We start from the raw sequence: 17,069 nt of genomic DNA, 5'->3' as shown, positions 1-17,069 counted from the left end.
GTACGGTCAACGACATGTCGACCACCCGCCAGCGCCAGGCGCTCGCATCACGCCGGCGCATCGCCGACGCAGCCCTCGAGCTCTTCGCCGCCCACGGGGTGGCGGCGACCTCGACCCGCTCGATCGCGGCACGGGCGGGCGTCTCGGAGGGGCTGGTGTTCCGCTACTTCCCCACCAAACGCGACCTCCTCGACGGGGTCGTGGCGGACGGTCCGACCATCGCCGCGGCCCTGCGGGACGTCGTCGACGGGGCAGGCGCGAAGCCGGTGCGGACGGTCGCCGTCGCCCTCGCGGAGCGGTTCGCCGACCTCGCCAGCTCCGAGGCCGCGCTGCTGTCGGTGCTGATCGGCGAGTCCCGCACTGATGCGGTGCTCCACGCAGCGTTCACCAGGGCGGTCGATGACGCCGCCGGGGCCCTCGCGGACTACCTTGCCGAGCGCGTCGCGGCGGGCGAGGTCGATGCGGGCCTCGACCGGCGCGCGGCGGCACAGCAGCTGATCGGCGGCCTCCTCCTGATCCTCCTGACCGCCGCCGCACCGCACGACGACCACGACCGGCACCCGATCCTCCGCGAGGAGGCCCGGGCGACGACCGCCCTCTGGACGCGGACGTGCACGGCCCCGGCGCCGACCTGAGGCACCGGCCCCCTCGGCATCGAGCACGGCTGGGATGGGTATTGGCCCCCATCCTTCGCTGAGTGAACACTCACCCATGTCTGCGCCCGAGCCGAGGAGGACCACATGCGCACCACCGACCTGCCCCGAGACCGCCACCCCGAGCCACGTGGGCCGCGCTCCACCGGACTGGACGCCGCCGCGCTGGCCGCCGCCGTCCCCCGGATCGGGACGGTCCGCCGCATGGCGACCGTGGCCGCCCACCAGGCCAAGGAGCTCGCCCTCGCCGGCCTCTCGCACCTGCCGGGGATCAGTCCGCTGGTCGACCGTCCCCGCACCCAGCCGCTGCGATCGGGCGCGATCGCGATGAACCGGTGGTGGCGGAGCCCCTACGGTTCGGCGGCCAAGCCCGAGGGGCTCGGCGCGATCCCGTGGGACTACGTCGAGCAGCAGCAGGACGACATCCCATTCCTCGGACTCCGCGAGCACTGGTACCCGGCGCTGCCGAGCCAGGACCTCCGGCACAACGCGGCGGCACCGGTCGCGCTGCTGGGCGACGACCTGGTCCTGTTCCGCACCGCCGACGGGCAGGCGGCCGCGCTGGAGAACCGCTGTCCCCACCGTGGGCCGCTCCTCTCCCTCGGCCAGGTCGGCGTCCTGCAGGCGGGCACCATCACCTGCCGCTACCACGGCATGACGTTCGATGGGGACGGCGAGTGCGTGGCGTTCCTCGCGGACGGGCCCGACAGTCCCGCCTGCGGGAAGGTCCGGACCCGCCGGTATCCCACGGAGGAGGTCGGCGGCGTCATCTGGGTGTGGATGGGAGACGGGGCCCCCGAGCCGCTGATGTCACACGTGCCGAGGGCCCATGACGTCCTCGACTACACCCACAAGTTCATCCACACGGTGCAGATCCCCATCAGCCACCTCAACATCCTCGACAACGCCGTCGACCTCACCCACACGGGGGTGCTGCACCGCACCTGCCTCCTGTTCAGCGGCCAGAAGCCGTCGGGGCGGCTCGCCGTCACCGAGCTCGACCGCCCGGACGGGACCCCCAGCGGGCTGCACGTCGAGTACCGCGATGACGGCCCCCAGGCCGGGCAGTTCTCCATCGACCAGATCGAGTGGTACCTGCCCAACTTCGTCTACCACGACCACGACGACCTCGGTGGCGGCCTGGGCGCCGGGTTCTTCTGGTTCGTCCCGCGCGACGTCGGCAGCTTCACGGGCTTCTTCATCCTCGGCCTGAAGGATGCGCCCAACCCGTTCCTCGACCGCCTCAAGCGGACGTTCTTCGAGGTGATGTGGAGCCGCTGGTACCCCGTGCCCGGCACGGTCTCGTCATGCCTGGATGGTGGCGACCTGCCGATGATGGCCTCCCAGGGTCGGGTGGCGAGGTGGGACGCCGACGACCTCTCGCGGACCGATGGCGGGGTGGTGAAGGCCCGACGCATGGTGCAGGCGGCCCATCGCGCCGAGGTGGCCGACCGGCGTCGCCGCAGCGATGGGTCCGGACACTCCCTGCCCCGCCTGCAGCGCCCCCTGGGTCCGGCCTGACCCGTCGGGTCGGGTCAGGCCCCGTGGACGGCCGCGGTCCGCCGGTGCAGCTCTCGGAGGACCGTCAGCTCCTCCTCCGTCGGCGGGGGCGTCTCGGCGACCTCCGGGGCGAAGCGGACCGGCCAGCCCGTGGCCGCCTGCACCTGCGCACGACCGACGCCCGGGTGCAGCGCGGTGACGACCAGCTCGTTCGTGTCCTGCTCGGGGGCGAGGGTGCACAGGTCGGTGACGACGAGCTGGGGCCCGGCGGTGGGGATCCCCAGGGCCGCCCGCTCGGTCCCGGTGCGCCCGAACCCCAGCGAGGTGACGAAGTCGACGGTCTCGACGAGGGCTCGGGGACGGTGGCGGAGGGTGATGAGCACCCGCTGGCAGTGCGTGGCGATCTCGGGGGCTCCTCCCGCACCCGGCAACCGGACGTGGGGGGAGTCGTAGCTCCCGATCACCGTCGTGTTCAGGTTCGCGTACCGGTCGAGCTGGGCCGCGCCGAGGAACCCGACGGTGACGTGGCCGCCCTGCAGCCAGGACCGGAACATCTCCGGCACCGAGACGGTCGTCAGGGCGGTCTCGGCCAGCTCGCCGTCACCGATCGACAGCGGGAGCACGTCGGGGCGCGTCCCGATCGTCCCCGACTCGTAGATGAGGATCAGGTCCGGGGCACGGGTGAGCCGGGCCAGATTGCATGCCGCCGACGGGGCGCCGATGCCGACGAAGCACACGTCGTCGGGGTCGAGCGCCCTGGAGGCGGCGATCGTCATGAGCTCCGCCGGGGTCCAGTCGCGCGTCACGCCGCCACCGCCCCGAGCACGTGCTCGTCGATCCAGGCCGTGAAGCGGGTCCGGTCCCGGGAGATGTCGTCCCACGCGACGTAGAAGGCGTTGTCGCGCGGGTAGTAGCCGTGGGCGTAGGAGGGGTGGGCGCCACGAGGGGCGACGACCACGTGGTCGATCGCCCAGCCCGGGACCACGCTGGCGTTCATCGAGCGGGGGCCGAGGTCGTCCACGACCTCCTCGACGGTCACGATCGATCGTGCGGAGGCGAGCACGACCTCCTTCTGGACCCCGATGATCCCCTCGAGCAGCACGTTGCCGTCACGGTCGGCGCGCTGGGCGTGGACGATGCCGACGTCCGGGCGGTGGGCGGGGACGGCGGCGAGCTCCTCGTCGGTGAAGGGGCACCTGATGGCGGCGATCTGGTCGTTGACGCTGGGGAGGTCGGTGCCCGCGTACCCGCGGAGGACGGCGAAGGGCAGGTTCGCCGCCCCCGCCTCCCAGGCGGCCGCCATGGCCGCGTGCGCGTGCTCGACCAGCACGATGGGGTGTGGCCAGCCGTGCTCGACGGCGTCGCGCAGGCGGTGCAGGGACCCCACACCTGGGTTGCCGCCCCAGGAGAACACCAGCGCGGACGCGCACCCGGCGCCGATCAGCTGGTCGCTGATCAGGTCCGGTGTCATCCGGACGAGCGTCAGCTCGCGGCGGCCCTGGCGGATCACCTCGTGCGCCGCGGCGAAGGGGATGAGGTGGGTGAAGCCCTCGAGGGCGACGGTCATGCCGTCGCGCACCTCGGCGGCGACGGCGTCGTGCAGGGACGAGAGACGTGCCATCGCTGCTCAGCCCTCTCGCTCCGGCGCCTTCCCGGCGAACGCCCGCCGCAGCATCGCGGCGATGGCGTCGTGCTCGGGCGGGCGGGGGTTGTCGGCGGCCTCCTCGACGACGCGGCCCGCGGCCTCCTCGATCCCGTCGGCCGGCATGCCGAGCTCCTCGAGCGCGGTCGGTGCCCCGATGCGCTCGGCGAGCTGGTGGAGGGCGACGGCGGGGTCGTTGACCTGGAGCGCCTCCGCGAGCCGGGCGATGACCGGCTGGATGGCGGGTGCGGTGTAGGCCAGCGCGTGGCCCAGGATGGCGGCGTTCATCCCTCCGTGGTCGAGCCCGAACATGCCACCGAGGACGTGGCAGGTCCGGTGGTGCAACGCGACCCCGGCGGTGTCGAGGACGATCCCGGCGAGGTAGGACCCGTAGAGGGCGTCGGCGGCCGGGTCCGCGACCCCTCCGCCGGCACCCGCCCCGGTCACCACGCGGGGGAGGGCGGCAGCCATGATCCGGACGGCCTCTGCCGCGAGGAGGGTCGTGACCGGGTTCGCGCCCGGCCCGTACATGGCCTCGACCGCATGGGCGATGGCGTTCATCCCCGAGGGGCCGGCGACCTGGGGCGGCATCGTCCCGGAACGGTTCGGGTCGTAGACGACCGTTCGCGCGCGGACCCGCTCGTCGCGACCCGTGCGCTTGCGACCGTCGGCGCTCATCCCCCAGATGGAGGTCTGCTCGGAGCCCGCGAAGGTGGTCGGCACGGCCAGGAGGTGGACGTCCACGGTCAGCGCGACGGCCTTGGCCAGCCCGATCGCCGATCCGCCACCGACGACGACGAGGACGTCGCCGCCGAGCTCGCGCACCTGCTCGCGTGCCGCGTCCGCGACGGCGGCGGGGACGTGCTGGACGACGGTGTCGACGTGCCCCCCGATCCGGGGGTCCAGGTCGGCGACGTCGGCGTCGCGGGGCTCGGCGACGAGGACCGCCCGGCGGCTGCCGAGCCGGTCGAGCTCGTCGGGCAGGGAGGCGAGGGCGCCACGTCCGAAGACGACGCGGCCAGCGGCCGGCTCGTAGGTGAAGGACGTCGGCGACAACGGCGGGAGAGCGGACACGGTCGGGCTCCGATCGAGGCTGGCGGGTCGAGGTCCACCCTCCCCGACCACGGCCATGCCCTCCAATACCAGCTTGAGGGCCCGTCCATACCTGTACCGCATCAGGTGGCGGACGCCCGGAACCCGGGCTCAGCCCTCGGCCCCGCCCTCGTGGACCGCGTCGAGGTAGGACAGCAGCGCCTCGAGCGCCGGCGGACGGCCCGCCTCCGGGTGCAGGCAGCTGAACTCGACCCCCGCGACACCCGTGAGCGGACGGTGCACGACCCCCGGCAGCGCCACGTTCCGGGCGCTGCGGGGCACGATCGCGACGGCCGACCCAAGGGCGACGTAGCTGAGGGCCCCGACGACGTCGCCGGCCTCGTGGGCGACCTCCGGTGCGAAGCCGGCCTCCTCGCACTCGCGCAGGATCTGATCGGCGAAGCTCGGCCGGGCCCGCGGGTACAGGACCATCGGCACGCCGCGGAGATCGTCGATGCCCACCGGTGCGTCGCCGTCGTGGGGACCCCCGGCCGGCACGGCGAGCGCCAGCGGCTCGGTCGCGAGGTGCCGGACGACCAGGCCGTCCTCCTCGGCGTAGAGGCGGCCGAAGCCGATGTGCAGCAGCCCGTCGCGGAGCGCGTCGGCCTGCTCGGCCTTCGGCACCCGCTCGAGGACGACGTCGATCCCCGGGTGGGCGCGGGCGAAGCCGCCGAGCAGCTGCGGGACGTGGGCGAAGACCGTCGACCCGAACCAGCCGACCAGGAGGTGACCCTCCTCCCCGGCGCTGACCCGTCTGGTGAGCGTGACGGCCTTGTCGGTGAGCGCGAGGATGCGGCGGGCCTCCACGAGGAGCGCTTCACCGGGCGCGGTGAGGCGGACCCCGCTCGGTTCGCGGACGAACAGCTCGACGTCGAGGTCCCGCTCGAGCCGCTTGATGCGTCGCGTCAGGGGAGGCTGGGTCAGGTGCAGCCTGGCGGCGGCCCGCCCGATGTGCCCCTCCTCGGCGACCGCGACGAAGCACTCGAGCTGTCGGGTGTCGGGGAGCACGCGCAAACCCTACGCCAGCACGTCCCCCGGCGGGGTCCGGGCGTACTTGGCGACCTTGTCCCAGTCCACGTCGACGCCGAGGCCCGGCCCATCCGGGACGAGGACGTCCCCGTCGACGTACTCGAGGCGTTCGACCGTGAGGTCGTCGGCCAGCAGCAGCGGTCCGACCAGCTCGGTGCCGTCGACGGGCGTCGGCAGCGCGGCCAGGAGCTGGAGGTTCGCCGCCGTGCCGAGGGAGCTCTCCAGGTGCGTGCCGCCGTAGACGCGGCACCCGGCGGTGTGGGCGATCGTGGCGACGTCGCGGGCGCGTGCGAGCCCTCCGGCCTTGCCCACCTTGACCGCGATCGAGTCGCACGCCCGTGCCTCGACCGCGGCGAGGGCATCCGCCGGGGTGCAGACGCCCTCGTCAGCCATGATGGCGATGCGGGTCGCCCGGCGGACCAGGTCGGCCATGCCGTCGAGGTCGCGACGCTCGATCGGCTGCTCGACCACGTCGACGCCCATCTCCTCCAGCGCCAGGACGCTGCGGACGGCGGTCCTCCGGTCCCAGGTGCCGTTCGGGTCGACCAGGAGCGAGAGGTGCCCGGGGAGGCCCTCGACGATCCGGGCCATGCGGACGAGGTCGTCGGCGGGTGGCAGGGCGCCCATCTTGAACTTGAGGGCGGAGTGACCGGCGGCGGCGACCTCCTCGCACTCCGCCAGCACCTCCTCGGCGGCTGCTGCGGACAGCGCCCACCGGACGGGGAACCGGTCGCGCTGGGCGCCGCCGCCGCCGAGCAGCAGGTGGGCGGGCACGCCCATCAGGCGGCCGAGGGCGTCGTGGAGGGCCATCTCGACCGCGGCCTTCGCGAAGGGGTTGGCGAAGACGGCCCGGTCCACGTCGGCCATCAGCTGGCGGATCGGCTGCAGGGGCCGTCCCACGATGAGCGGGGCGACATGGTGCTCGATGAGCGCCTGCTGCCCCTCGATCGACTCCCCGCCCCACCACGGACCGCCGGGACTGACGCCCTCGCCGACGCCGGTGACCTCCCCGTCGACGGTGATGGCGACCACGAGGTAGGCCTGGGTGTCGATCTCGTGGCTCGCGAACCGGTGCGGTCGTCGGCTGGGGAGGTCGACGACGACGGTGCGGACCCCGGTGATCACCGGCGTCATCACGGCGCCGACCGCGAGCGGCCGGCGGCGAGGGGTTCACCGTGGCCGGCGAGGTGCTCGGCGAGGAAGCGCCGACCCTCCGCCCACGCCAGCTGCGCGACCGCGGAGTCGCCGCGGTCCTCCACGATCCCCTGGAGGAAGCCGTGGCCGGCACCCTCGAGGATGCGGATGTCGTGGTCCACCCCGGCATCCTCGGCGGCTTCCCCGAACCGCGCGATCGCCTCGACCGGGATGTAGTCCTGGTCGCCCCAGAACCCGAGGATGGGGCCATTGAGGGCTGTGGTGAGGTCGATCGGCCGGGGGGCGGGTCGGGCGACGGGACGGGGCAGGCCCTCGGTGAAGGCGTAGTAGGTCAGCGTCACGAGGTCCGCCCGCCGGGCCGCGAGCACCAGCGCCTGCTGCCCGCCGATGCAGAAGCCGAGGACTCCGGTGGGGCGCCCGGTCACGGCGAGGGAGGCCGCGGCCTGCTCGGCCTCGTCGACGGCTCGCACCACGTCATGGCACGCCAACCGGGCGAAGGCCTGCTCGCGGTCGGTGGGGTCGTCGAGCGGCCCCTCGTGGTGGAACAGGTCGACCAGCGCGACCGGATGACCGGCGTCGGCGAGCAGCTCCGCCAGGTGGCGGTAGAACGGCAGGGGGCCGTAGATGTCGGGGAGGAGGAGGACAGGGCGCGCTGTGGCGGCCCCGTCGGGGACGTACCGCCACGTCGGCAGCGAGCCGCCGTCGGCGAGCGGGACGTCCGCTCGGGCGCCCTCCCCGACCGAGGCGACCCAGTCGGGATGGCACATCTCAGGCGCTCGGCCGGAGCTGCCAGGTGTACTCCGCGGTGAGGTAGGGCGCGTCGGGGATGCCGTAGGTGTCGAGGACCTGGGCGTCCTCGCCCTTGCCGACGTCGATGACCAGCTCGTCCTTGACCGCGTCGACGCAGTCGCCCTTTTCCAGCCACGGGTCGCCCGCGAAGTAGAGCTGTGTCGTGAGCGAGTCGAACCCGGGCGCGTCGATCGTGAAGTGGAAGTGGGCCGGGCGCCAGGAGTGCCGTCCCAGCATGGCGAGGAATTCCCCCGTCGGGCCGTTGTGCGGGATCTGGTAGGGGGCCGGCCGGATGGACCGGAATGTGAAGCGGCCCTGGTCATCGGTGCGGAGGATGCCGCGGAGGTTGTCCGGCGGGCAGGTCTCGTCCCCGGTGAAACCTGAGTACGTCCCGTCGTTGGAGGCGTGCCAGACGTCGACGTCCGCGCCGACGACGGGGGTGCCGTCGAGGTCGGTGACCTGGCCGCTGAAGACGATCGGCTCACCCGCCTCGTCATCGCGCATCGGGAGGACGTAGGGGGCCTCCAGGAGCTGGGCGGCGTCGGAGTGGTACGGACCCTGGACCGCCCCCTTGGAGCCCGGCTTGTCGTCGAACGTGAGGCGCTCGACGGCGGACTCGAAGAACACGTCGAGGAACAGCGGGATCTCACCGGACCCGGCCAGCTTCATCATCCACATCCACCCGGCCCGGTACTCGGAGTGGGTCAGGTCGTGGTCGGACATGACCTGCTTGATGGCCTCGATCATGTCGGTTGCGACGGCGTCGACTCTCGGGTTGCGCTCCATCTCGGCTCCTGGCGTCAGGCGGTGGGTGTGCTATGCACGCTTTCACGGCTTGTCGATGCCCTCCAATACCGGTTCCGACGCAGACCCATGCTCCGACGGCATGATCCGGGTGTGGCCGCGGGGATCATCGGCGTGGACGACGTCGATGCGTTCCTGGTCAACGCCGGGGACGGCCGCTGGAGGCGACCGTGTCCGCCGCTGCGGTCGGCCCCAACCCTGACGTGGCCCTCGACCTGGTGGGCGCTGACGGCACCGTCGTGGAGGGCGAGGCCTACGAGCCTGCTCCTGCCGACCCACTGGCGGGATCATCGGCGGGATCCTGGGTGGGATCGGCGGGGTCCTGGAGGCCGTCGGCGGCTGACCAATGGCCGGCGCCGGGCTACCGCCCTGAGAGCGGCGGCAGTCCGGCGCATCTGGGCCGTGGAGTGACCCAGCCCTGACCGTCAGGGGAACGTCGGATAGATGTCGATGGTGCTACCACCTGTCACCGAGTAGTTGCCACCAGTCGACCAGGTCACATCGTGAGCGGCTTGAACCCCACGGTCTGCCCAGCCGGGACACGCTCCATCTCCCACTCCCACACATCGGTGCCGACGTTGCGGGCACCCCGCCCCTCGGTCCACTCCAACGTGGCGAGGGTGCTGGTTCGGTGCTTGCGGATCGTGCGGCCGCCGAGTATGGCGAGCGATGGGCATTGGCGACCGCTGTGTCCACGCGAGCAAGGTCACGAGGTCGAATCCCGGAATGACCGCCGAGTCCCGGGCCACCGGTCTTGTGGAGTGGTCACGAGTCCGCCCGTGAACGATGCCCTTGGGTCTCCCTCGGATATCGGGGCCGTTACTCCACCGGGGGCGAATCTCGATTGCAGTTCCGTTGCAGTAGCTAAGGGGGAAACCGGAGGAAGAAGGGAACTGGAGAGGAATGGCCGGCAGGTCGGTCGGCTTCGAAGAACCGCAGGCCAGCGGCCGCAAACCTAGTGCTGCAACGTCCTCCTGCTTGGCGGCGCGCCGTAACTCGTAATGAATAGGTCCGGGGTTCGATTCCCCGACCCGGCTCCACGAGAACAACAGGTCATACGGTGCTCCGACGGCGGTGGAGCACGCGGCCTGATGACGCACGTGGCCCTGGCATGGTGAGTGCGAAGCCAAGGCCACGTCCGGTCGTCACAGCTTGCGGAGGTCCCTGAGCTGCTTCTGCGCGTCTGCAGGTCCCTGTAGTGTGCGCTGCTGGCGAGGTCGAGGAGGCGCAACACCACGTCGATCTGGCTGTGGCGGCTCTCGCCCCTGACGACCACGGCTGCCTGGCAATCGCCGATCCGCTGGAGGTCGTGATCGACTGCGCGGCCGTGCTGGACGCGGTCGGCCGCACCGTCGACGCCGCCCGCCTGCGGACCATCGGACGGGCGACGATCCGCAGGTTGGCAGAATCCATCACCTCCCCCGCCCACCGGACCCGGTACCTCGTGGGCCTGACGGCATACCAGGTGCTGCAGCAGACCTGACTTCCTGACCGGCCGCGGCAGCGGGCACTGCACCAGGCCGGAACTCCCCAACGCCCCCACCCGACCCCTTGGGTGGGGACGTGCGCGTGTCCGAGAGCTGTCATCGGTTCGTCACATGCAGAAGACGCTGTTGCAACAACATGCAATAAGACTTGATCGCGATAGCGAACCGTGGCTAGATTCAGATCCGGAGGTGGAGGATGCGAGTGCGAAGTGACCGGAGCACGGCGGCGGCCCGTCGACGATTCGCCCTGCGCATGCTGCAGCGGACCGTACAGACGGCCGTCACCTTGTTGTTCGCCAGCATCCTTGTCTGGAGCCTGACCGGCCTGACGCCCGACGACCCCGCTCGGCGGGTCGTCGCCGCCCAGAACCCGCTGCGCGAGCCGACGCCCGCCCAGGTCGAAGCGGTCCGGGAGGAGCTGGGGCTCGACCAGCCCATCGGGCGTCAGTACCTGATCTGGGCATCGGGGGCGGTGACGGGCGACCTGGGGACCTCCTGGCGCACCGGCCGTCCCGTCAGCGAGGAGTTCCGCCGCTACCTCCCGCCGACGCTCGTCCTCACCGCGGCGTCGATGCTGGTGGCCCTGGGCGTGTCGATCCCGCTCGGCCTTGTCGGCGCGGCGACGGCCGGCCGTTGGCCCGACGCGCTGGTGCGCATGCTCTCCTTCGTGCTGGTGTCGGCACCCAGCTTCCTCGTCGGGGTGCTGCTGCTGCAGATCGTGGTGCTGCGATGGGGGCTCGGGTCGGTGGTCGCCACCGGAGGTTGGGGCACCGTGTGGCTACCTGCCATCGCCCTGGGCGCGTGGCCTGCCGCCTCGTGGGCGCGGATCCTGCGCGGCGGGTTGCTGGAGGCCTCATCGGCGTCGTTCATGCGGGTGTCCACGGCGCGTGGGGCCGGCCGGCTGCGCCTGCTGGTCGTCCACGCACTGCCCAACACCGCAGTGCCGTTCCTGGCCATCGTCGGAGTCAGCGTGGGCTACCTGCTGGCCGGCACCCCCGTGATCGAGACGGTGTTCACCTGGCCCGGGATCGGCCGGTTCACCGTGGAGTCCATCAACGCCCGTGACCTGCCGGTGGTGCAGGCGTTCACCCTGTTCGCCGTGCTTGCCTTCGTGCTGTCCAGCCTGGTGGTGGACCTGGTGTCGGCGGCCATCGACCCGCGGCTGATCCCGACCCAGCGCAAGACCCAGCTGACCCGTTGGGCGGCGCGGACATGAGCGGGGCAGACGTGGACACCCTGCCCTCGGCCGACACCGTCGAGGCGCCGCTGGCCGTCCACATCACGTCCGCGTCGAGCAGCGTCCTGGCCCGGCTCGTCCGCCACCCGTCCGGACGGATCGGGCTGGCCCTGACCGTCCTTCTGGTCGCCCTGACCGTCCTCGGGCCCATGCTCACCGCCGACCCCGATACCGCCGACTTCGCCAACAAGCTCCAGGGCCCCAGCGCCGAGCACCTGCTGGGCACCGACGAGGCCGGCCGCGACCAGCTGGCACGGATCGCCGCCGGGGCCCGGACGACCCTGGGGGCTGCCGCAGCCATCTTCGTGCTCACCACCACCATCGGACTGGCCCTCGGATCCACCGCCGGGCTGGCCGGCGGGCTCGTGGACAGCCTGCTGTCGCGGCTGGTCGACGTGATGCTCGGCATCCCTTCGCTGATCCTGGCCCTCGCCGTGGTCGGGGCCCTGGGCCCCAGCCTGCGCAACCTCATCATCGCCATGACCTTGGGTGGCTGGGCCTATCCTGCGCGGTTGGCCCGCAGCTACGTGCTGGGCGCCAACCAGCGTCCCGACGTGGTGGCCGCCCGGATGGCGGGTGTCGGACCATTGCGGCGGGCCTTCGGCCACGTCCTGCCCGGTGTGGTGGCCCAGCTGATGATCGCCGCCACCCTGGAGCTGAGCTCCATCATCCTCGGCCTGTCGGCGCTGTCGTTTCTCGGGCTCGGCGTCCAGCCCCCGACCGCGGAGTGGGGGCGGATGCTGGCCGAGAGCCGCGACGTGGTCAACCGCGCACCCGAGCTGGCCCTCGCACCGGGCCTGGCGATCATGGCCGCGGTCGCCGCATCCCTGCTGATCTCCGAGGCCCTCCGTGACGTCACCGACCCGAGCTGGCAACGCTGATGGACACTCCTGACACCGACGCAGTGCTGCGCATCGCGGATCTCTCCGTCTGCTACAGCAACGGCGCACAGGCCGTGCGCTCGGTCTCCCTGGAGCTCGCCCCCGGAGAGTGCTTGGCCCTTGTCGGTGAGTCCGGCTGCGGCAAGACCACTGTCGCCCACGCCATCCTCGGCCTGCTGCCCCGCCGCACCACCGTCGCCGGGTCGATCGTCGTGGGCGGCGTCGAGGTCGTCGGCGCCTCCCGTCGCACGATCCGTCGGCTGCGCGGCCACACCATCGGCTACGTCGGACAGGACCCCTACGCCGCCTGCGACCCGCTGCGGTCGGTTCGCCACCACGTGGAGGAGGGCTGGACCGCGGTGCGGGCCACCCCGCCGACCGGCGCGGCGATCGAGCGTCTCGAGGCGCTCGGGATCGACCAGGCAGGCCATCGAGCCCAGGCGCGGCCCAACCAGTGGTCGGGGGGCATGCTCCAACGGGCCACCATCGCCGCGGCGACGGTGCACCGTCCCGCGCTCACCGTGGCCGACGAGCCCACCAGCGCGCTGGACGCCGACCGCAGCGACGGGGTCCTGCAGATCCTGCGCGAGGCCACCGATGGGCTGCTGCTGGTCAGCCACGACCTGTCCCTGGTCGGCAGGCATGCCGACCGGATCGCGGTGATGTACCACGGCCGGATCGTGGAGGCCGGACCTGCGTCGGAGGTCCTCTCGCGCGCCCGACATCCCTATACACGGGCACTCGTCGCCGCGTCCCCCCGGCCGGGTCATGGACTCCCCGAGGAGCTCGAGGGCGCCCCACCGTCGTTGCTGGCCACCGTCCCCGGCTGCTCGTTCAGGGCACGCTGCCACTGCGCCGGGGCGGGTTGCGAGGACCAGTTACCCGTGCTGCGCGACGGCGTGGCCTGCCACCACCCCCTGGAGGTGGTCGGTCCATGACGGACAGCGCCCCCCTCCTCGCCTGCGAGGGGCTGACCTGCGGCTACGTCGTCGGCCACCACGAGGTCCTCGCAGTCGACGACGTCTCCCTCGCCGTGCACCCCGGGGAGATCCTGGGCATCACCGGCCCGTCGGGCTGCGGCAAGTCCACCACGCTGCGGCTGATCAGCGGACGAGAACGGCCCGACCAGGGCCGGGTCCGCATGGGCGGCGTCGACATCTGGGAGGGTGCGCGTCGCGGACCCCGGCTTCCCAGGCCCGGCTTCGTCATGCCGGTCTTCCAGGACCCGGTGGCCAGCCTCAACCGTCGCTGGCCGATCTGGCGGTCGATCACCGAGCCCCTGACCGTCGGCCGACGGCGCATGTCCACCGACGAACGTCGACGGATCGCCCGCGAACAGATGGGTCGGGTGGGACTCGGTCACCTGGACGAGCGGGCGCTGCCCGCACGCCTGTCCGGCGGCCAGGCCCAGCGGGTGGCGATCGTGCGGGCCCTGGTTGCAGAACCGAGCCTGGTGGTCGCCGACGAGCCCACCGCCGCCCTGGATGTGACGACCGCCGCCGGGGTCACCCGCGTGCTGCGCGAGGCCGCCGACTCCCTCGGCATCGCCCTGGTGGTGGTCAGCCACGACCGCAACTTCCTCGCCGTCCTCGCCGACCGCTTGGTGCGCATGGACCACGGCCGGGTGGTGGAGCGCACCTCCCGCGAGGACCTGCAGCGCCACGATCCCACCCGGCCCTACCCCGGGCACCAGACCGTGGACATCACGCCGGCCGACGCCGGTGACCCAGACCTCGAGGGGCGATCGACTGACGCCCCTGGCCGCCCGAACCCAAGCAACGAGGAGTTGTCGTTATGACCGGATACGCGGACCACACCCTGCACGACGGCGCGAGACGCCCCAGGGCCCACTTGCTCCTGTTGCTGCTGGTCGCAGCCCTGACCCTCGCCGGCTGCTCGGGCGCCGGCGACGTCGCTGGCGACGAGGGCGGTGGGGAGGTGTCGAGCTCCACATCGACCGCTGCCGAGGACGCCGGTGAGCAGACCGGGGCCGAGGCCGACGACGCCGGGTCGGACGCGACAGAGGCCGGGGATGACACCCTTGTCATCGCCAGCAGCTTCCCGATCAGCAGCATCGACCCGACCGTGGAGGGCTACTGGGCCCAGGGCTTCGGCTTCGGTGAGCTGCTGCTTCGCCAGACCCCCGACGGCGTGCCCGAGTCCTGGGTGGCAGCGTCCGCGGAGTCGGTCAGCGACACCGAGTGGGAGCTGACGATCCACGAGGGCGTGACCTTCCAGAACGGCAACCCGGTCGACGCCGACGCAGTGGTGGCGGTCCTCCAGGCACACGTCGCTGCCAGCGACACCCTGGCCTCGGCCCTGCCGGACGTGGCCGTCGAGGCCACCGGTGACCTGACCGTGTCGGTCACCACTTCCGAGCCGGCGGCCAACCTCCCGGCGCTGCTGGCCAACGAGGTCGTCCCCGTCTACGACGTCGCCGCCAGGGAGGCCTTGGGGGAGGACCCCGACGAGCAGGCCCTGATGGACGCGGGCCTCTACACCGGGCCCTACCGGGTGGTGTCGCTCGACGCCTCGCAGATGGTGATGGACCGCAACGAGGACTACTGGCAGGGCACGCCGCCGCTGGAGCAGGTCACCCTCGCCTTCATCGCCGACGACCAGTCACGCATCCTCGCGGTGCGCTCCGGTGAGGTCGACGTGGCCATGTACGCCCCGACCGCCGCGGCGGCGGAGCTGGAGGGGGCGGAGGACGCCATCTACACGAGGGCGGCCTCGGGCACCCTCGGACCCCGCGCGACCATCCAGATCGAGGAGCCCCCGACCGACGACCCACTGGTCCGGCAGGCCATCAGCCTGGCGATCGACTACGAGAGCATCGCCACCGACGTCCTGGACGGCGTCGCCGACGTCGCCACCGGCATGTACCCCGCCGACTCGGCCTTCGCCGTCGAGAACCAGGTCCACGACCCGGAGGAGGCCGCCGCTCGGCTGGACGAGGCCGGCTGGGAATTGGGCGACGACGGGGTGCGCACCAGGGACGGGGAGCCCCTCGCGATCGAGATCGTGGCCTACCAGGCCGACCCGGACATGCTGCCCGTCGCCACGGCCATGGCCGCCCACCTCGGTGAAGTCGGGTTCGACGCATCGATCCGTGAGGTCGACTCCAGCTCCGCGCTGTACTCCGAGGACCTCACCGGCTGGCACATCGGCCTGTTCCGCACCGGGTTCTTCGGCTACGGCGACATCCTCGGCCTCGCCCAGGACCTGCTGGGTACCGACGGCGCGTTCAACGCCGGCCACATCGACGACCCCGAGGTCAACGAGATGTTGGCCGACCTGAACCAGGCGTTCGACATCGAGGAGCGCGACCAGCTGTTGACGGAGCTGCAGGAGCGTGTGATCACCGACCAGGCCTACGCGTTCATGGTGGCCTCGCGACCGATCGCGATGGTCGTCTCCCCCGAGTGGGCCGGCTACGAGCCCTCACAGTTCTACATCAACGTCGACTGGCAGACCGCACCATGAGCCACCTGACCACGCCTGAATCCGCTTCGCCCCGCCTCACCGCCGAGACCGGTCCGGACCTGCAGTGCCCGCGCTGCGAGCTGCGCCAGCACGGCTACACCGGCTGTGCGACCTGTGCTGCCGAGGGGGTGTACGTCAACCTCGTCCCGCCGCCCACCGACCTGGGCGGTCGTGACCTGGCCGACTTCGCCGGGGGCCCGTGGGGTTGGCGGGACACCCTCCCGGTCAGCTCGGACGTCGCGCCGGTGACCCTGGGGGAGGGGGACACCCCCCTCATCCCGCTGGCCAGCGACGGGACCTCCCCGATCTGGATCAAGAACGAGGCCGCCAACCCGACGGCGTCCCACAAGGACCGCGGCATGTCCGTGGCAGTCGCCAAGGCCCTGGAGGTCGGAGCCGACACGATCGTGGCCCCGTCCTCGGGCAACGCCGGCCTGGCCGCCAGCGCCTATGCCGCACGGGCCGGACTGCGGGCGGTCATCCTCACCACGCCGGGCATCCCCCCGATGTTCGCGTCGATGCTCGCCACGCTGGGTGCCCACCTGGTGATCCTCGACGACCTTGCCGAACGGGCGGAGTTGACCACGAGGTCGGTTGCCGAACTCGGCTGGTACCCGGTCACCTTCCTCGACAGCCGTGTGGGCGGCAACCCCTTCGGCAACGCCGGCTACAAGAGCATCGCCTACGAGCTGGCCCGCGACCTCGGTGACGAGCTGGCGGCAGTGGTGGTCCCGACCTCCCGTGCCGACCTCCTGTCGGGGGTGGCCAGCGGGTTCGACGAGCTCGTCGCCGCCGGGCTGCTGCCCCGCATGCCTCGCCTCGTGGCCGCGGAGGCGGCCACCGGCGCGGCGTTCAGCGCCGCCCTGGCGCTGGATGACATCGACGAGCAGGACCGCGTGGTCGTGACACGCCACGACTCCCCGGCGTTCTCCATCGGTTCGGACCGCGCACACTGGCAGGGCCTGCACGCCATACGTCGTACCGATGGTTGGGCGGTCCCGGTGGAGGCCGGGACCTACCTGGCCGAGAAAGCCCGCGTGGGTGCCGAGGTCGGCCTGATGGTGGAGACCGCTGCTGCGGTCGCCATCGCGGCGGCCAGGAGGGTCGCCGAACGGGTCGACGGCGTGACGGTGGCGCTGGGCACGTCGGCGTCCTACAAGGACCCCATACCGTCCGATACCGCCGCAGCAGCGGACCCCGTGGTGCTGGCCGACCTCGACCGGCTACGTGCAACTCGCCCACAGTTGCAGTCAGACGCATGTTCGTGCAACGGAAGTAGCAGCTGAGTCGCAGCTGGGAGACAGGACGCGTACT

Annotated in this window: 16 protein-coding genes; 9 read left to right on the top strand and 7 right to left on the bottom strand. The window is 72.1% G+C overall.

Features of this window, described 5'->3' with window-relative positions; translation table 11 throughout:
* Positions 1-14 precede the first annotated feature (14 nt).
* A complete protein-coding gene (locus DVS28_RS21355) occupies positions 15-635 on the top strand; it encodes a TetR/AcrR family transcriptional regulator (RefSeq protein ID WP_114593268.1) in 621 nt (206 codons plus the stop codon).
* 105 nt (positions 636-740) lie between these two features.
* The gene (locus DVS28_RS21350) at positions 741-2,174 is read left to right on the top strand and encodes an aromatic ring-hydroxylating oxygenase subunit alpha (RefSeq protein WP_114593267.1); all 1,434 of its coding nucleotides are present in this window, start codon (positions 741-743) and stop codon (positions 2,172-2,174) included.
* Positions 2,175-2,188: 14 nt separating this feature from the next.
* Here DVS28_RS21350 and DVS28_RS21345 read toward each other — a convergent pair whose 3' ends face one another.
* The 7 genes from DVS28_RS21345 to DVS28_RS21315 form a co-directional block, all read right to left on the bottom strand.
* Entirely contained in the window at positions 2,189-2,929 is a 741-nt protein-coding gene (locus tag DVS28_RS21345; RefSeq protein ID WP_114594330.1) for a CoA-transferase, read from the bottom strand.
* Between the two features lie 26 nt (positions 2,930-2,955).
* The gene (locus tag DVS28_RS21340) at positions 2,956-3,774 is read right to left on the bottom strand and encodes a CoA transferase subunit A (protein WP_114593266.1); all 819 of its coding nucleotides are present in this window, start codon (positions 3,772-3,774) and stop codon (positions 2,956-2,958) included.
* A 6-nt stretch (positions 3,775-3,780) separates the two neighbouring features.
* Complete coding sequence (locus tag DVS28_RS21335) at positions 3,781-4,869, bottom strand: maleylacetate reductase (protein WP_164710871.1); 1,089 nt, start codon at positions 4,867-4,869, stop codon at positions 3,781-3,783.
* Positions 4,870-4,998: 129 nt separating this feature from the next.
* Positions 4,999-5,895: a LysR family transcriptional regulator gene (locus DVS28_RS21330; RefSeq protein ID WP_164710870.1), complete on the bottom strand. Its 897-nt coding sequence runs from the start codon at positions 5,893-5,895 to the stop codon at positions 4,999-5,001.
* Between the two features lie 9 nt (positions 5,896-5,904).
* Positions 5,905-7,050, bottom strand: a complete 1,146-nt coding sequence (locus tag DVS28_RS21325; protein ID WP_114593263.1) for a muconate/chloromuconate family cycloisomerase — start codon at positions 7,048-7,050, stop codon at positions 5,905-5,907.
* The gene (locus DVS28_RS21320; RefSeq protein ID WP_114593262.1) at positions 7,050-7,838 is read right to left on the bottom strand and encodes a dienelactone hydrolase family protein; all 789 of its coding nucleotides are present in this window, start codon (positions 7,836-7,838) and stop codon (positions 7,050-7,052) included. Before DVS28_RS21320 ends, DVS28_RS21325 begins: the two co-directional genes overlap by 1 nt.
* Position 7,839: 1 nt before the next feature.
* On the bottom strand, positions 7,840-8,646 hold the full coding sequence (locus DVS28_RS21315; protein WP_114593261.1) for a dioxygenase family protein: 807 nt from the start codon (positions 8,644-8,646) through the stop codon (positions 7,840-7,842).
* A 1,267-nt stretch (positions 8,647-9,913) separates the two neighbouring features.
* Between DVS28_RS21315 and DVS28_RS21305 the strand changes: the two genes are divergently transcribed.
* From DVS28_RS21305 to DVS28_RS21275, 7 genes are all read left to right on the top strand, one after another.
* Positions 9,914-10,147, top strand: a complete 234-nt coding sequence (locus DVS28_RS21305) for a hypothetical protein (RefSeq protein WP_164710869.1) — start codon at positions 9,914-9,916, stop codon at positions 10,145-10,147.
* Between the two features lie 257 nt (positions 10,148-10,404).
* Positions 10,405-11,367 carry an ABC transporter permease gene (locus tag DVS28_RS21300; protein WP_216826206.1) on the top strand — a complete coding sequence of 321 codons (963 nt, stop codon included), beginning with the start codon at positions 10,405-10,407 and terminating at the stop codon, positions 11,365-11,367.
* A complete protein-coding gene (locus DVS28_RS21295) occupies positions 11,364-12,269 on the top strand; it encodes an ABC transporter permease (protein ID WP_114593259.1) in 906 nt (301 codons plus the stop codon). Before DVS28_RS21300 ends, DVS28_RS21295 begins: the two co-directional genes overlap by 4 nt.
* Positions 12,269-13,207 carry an ABC transporter ATP-binding protein gene (locus DVS28_RS21290; protein WP_114593258.1) on the top strand — a complete coding sequence of 313 codons (939 nt, stop codon included), beginning with the start codon at positions 12,269-12,271 and terminating at the stop codon, positions 13,205-13,207. The genes DVS28_RS21295 and DVS28_RS21290 overlap by 1 nt, the downstream gene beginning before the upstream one ends.
* Entirely contained in the window at positions 13,204-14,067 is an 864-nt protein-coding gene (locus tag DVS28_RS21285) for an ABC transporter ATP-binding protein (RefSeq protein ID WP_114593257.1), read from the top strand. Before DVS28_RS21290 ends, DVS28_RS21285 begins: the two co-directional genes overlap by 4 nt.
* Positions 14,064-15,755 (top strand): ABC transporter substrate-binding protein, encoded by a 1,692-nt coding sequence (locus tag DVS28_RS21280; RefSeq protein ID WP_114593256.1) that lies wholly within the window; start codon positions 14,064-14,066, stop codon positions 15,753-15,755. The genes DVS28_RS21285 and DVS28_RS21280 overlap by 4 nt, the downstream gene beginning before the upstream one ends.
* A complete protein-coding gene (locus DVS28_RS21275; RefSeq protein ID WP_114593255.1) occupies positions 15,752-17,041 on the top strand; it encodes a threonine synthase in 1,290 nt (429 codons plus the stop codon). The genes DVS28_RS21280 and DVS28_RS21275 overlap by 4 nt, the downstream gene beginning before the upstream one ends.
* The last annotated feature ends 28 nt before the right edge of the window (positions 17,042-17,069 follow it).

Origin of the sequence: Euzebya pacifica, assembly GCF_003344865.1 — a bacterium.
GTDB lineage: Bacteria > Actinomycetota > Nitriliruptoria > Euzebyales > Euzebyaceae > Euzebya > Euzebya pacifica.
This window is presented reverse-complemented; position numbering and strand designations above follow the sequence as displayed.

Bases quoted from the DNA above. Each gene is read 5' to 3' on its own strand.
- DVS28_RS21350 (WP_114593267.1), top strand. From the start codon at position 741: ATGCGCACCACCGACCTGCCCCGAGACCGCCACCCCGAGCCACGTGGG.
- DVS28_RS21290 (WP_114593258.1), top strand. From the start codon at position 12,269: ATGGACACTCCTGACACCGACGCAGTGCTGCGCATCGCGGATCTCTCC.
- DVS28_RS21320 (WP_114593262.1), bottom strand. From the start codon at position 7,838: ATGTGCCATCCCGACTGGGTCGCCTCGGTCGGGGAGGGCGCCCGAGCG.
- DVS28_RS21315 (WP_114593261.1), bottom strand. From the start codon at position 8,646: ATGGAGCGCAACCCGAGAGTCGACGCCGTCGCAACCGACATGATCGAG.
- DVS28_RS21280 (WP_114593256.1), top strand. From the start codon at position 14,064: ATGACCGGATACGCGGACCACACCCTGCACGACGGCGCGAGACGCCCC.
- DVS28_RS21275 (WP_114593255.1), top strand. From the start codon at position 15,752: ATGAGCCACCTGACCACGCCTGAATCCGCTTCGCCCCGCCTCACCGCC.
- DVS28_RS21295 (WP_114593259.1), top strand. From the start codon at position 11,364: ATGAGCGGGGCAGACGTGGACACCCTGCCCTCGGCCGACACCGTCGAG.
- DVS28_RS21325 (WP_114593263.1), bottom strand. From the start codon at position 7,050: ATGACGCCGGTGATCACCGGGGTCCGCACCGTCGTCGTCGACCTCCCC.
- DVS28_RS21340 (WP_114593266.1), bottom strand. From the start codon at position 3,774: ATGGCACGTCTCTCGTCCCTGCACGACGCCGTCGCCGCCGAGGTGCGC.
- DVS28_RS21285 (WP_114593257.1), top strand. From the start codon at position 13,204: ATGACGGACAGCGCCCCCCTCCTCGCCTGCGAGGGGCTGACCTGCGGC.
- DVS28_RS21300 (WP_216826206.1), top strand. From the start codon at position 10,405: ATGCTGCAGCGGACCGTACAGACGGCCGTCACCTTGTTGTTCGCCAGC.
- DVS28_RS21355 (WP_114593268.1), top strand. From the start codon at position 15: ATGTCGACCACCCGCCAGCGCCAGGCGCTCGCATCACGCCGGCGCATC.
- DVS28_RS21345 (WP_114594330.1), bottom strand. From the start codon at position 2,929: ATGACGATCGCCGCCTCCAGGGCGCTCGACCCCGACGACGTGTGCTTC.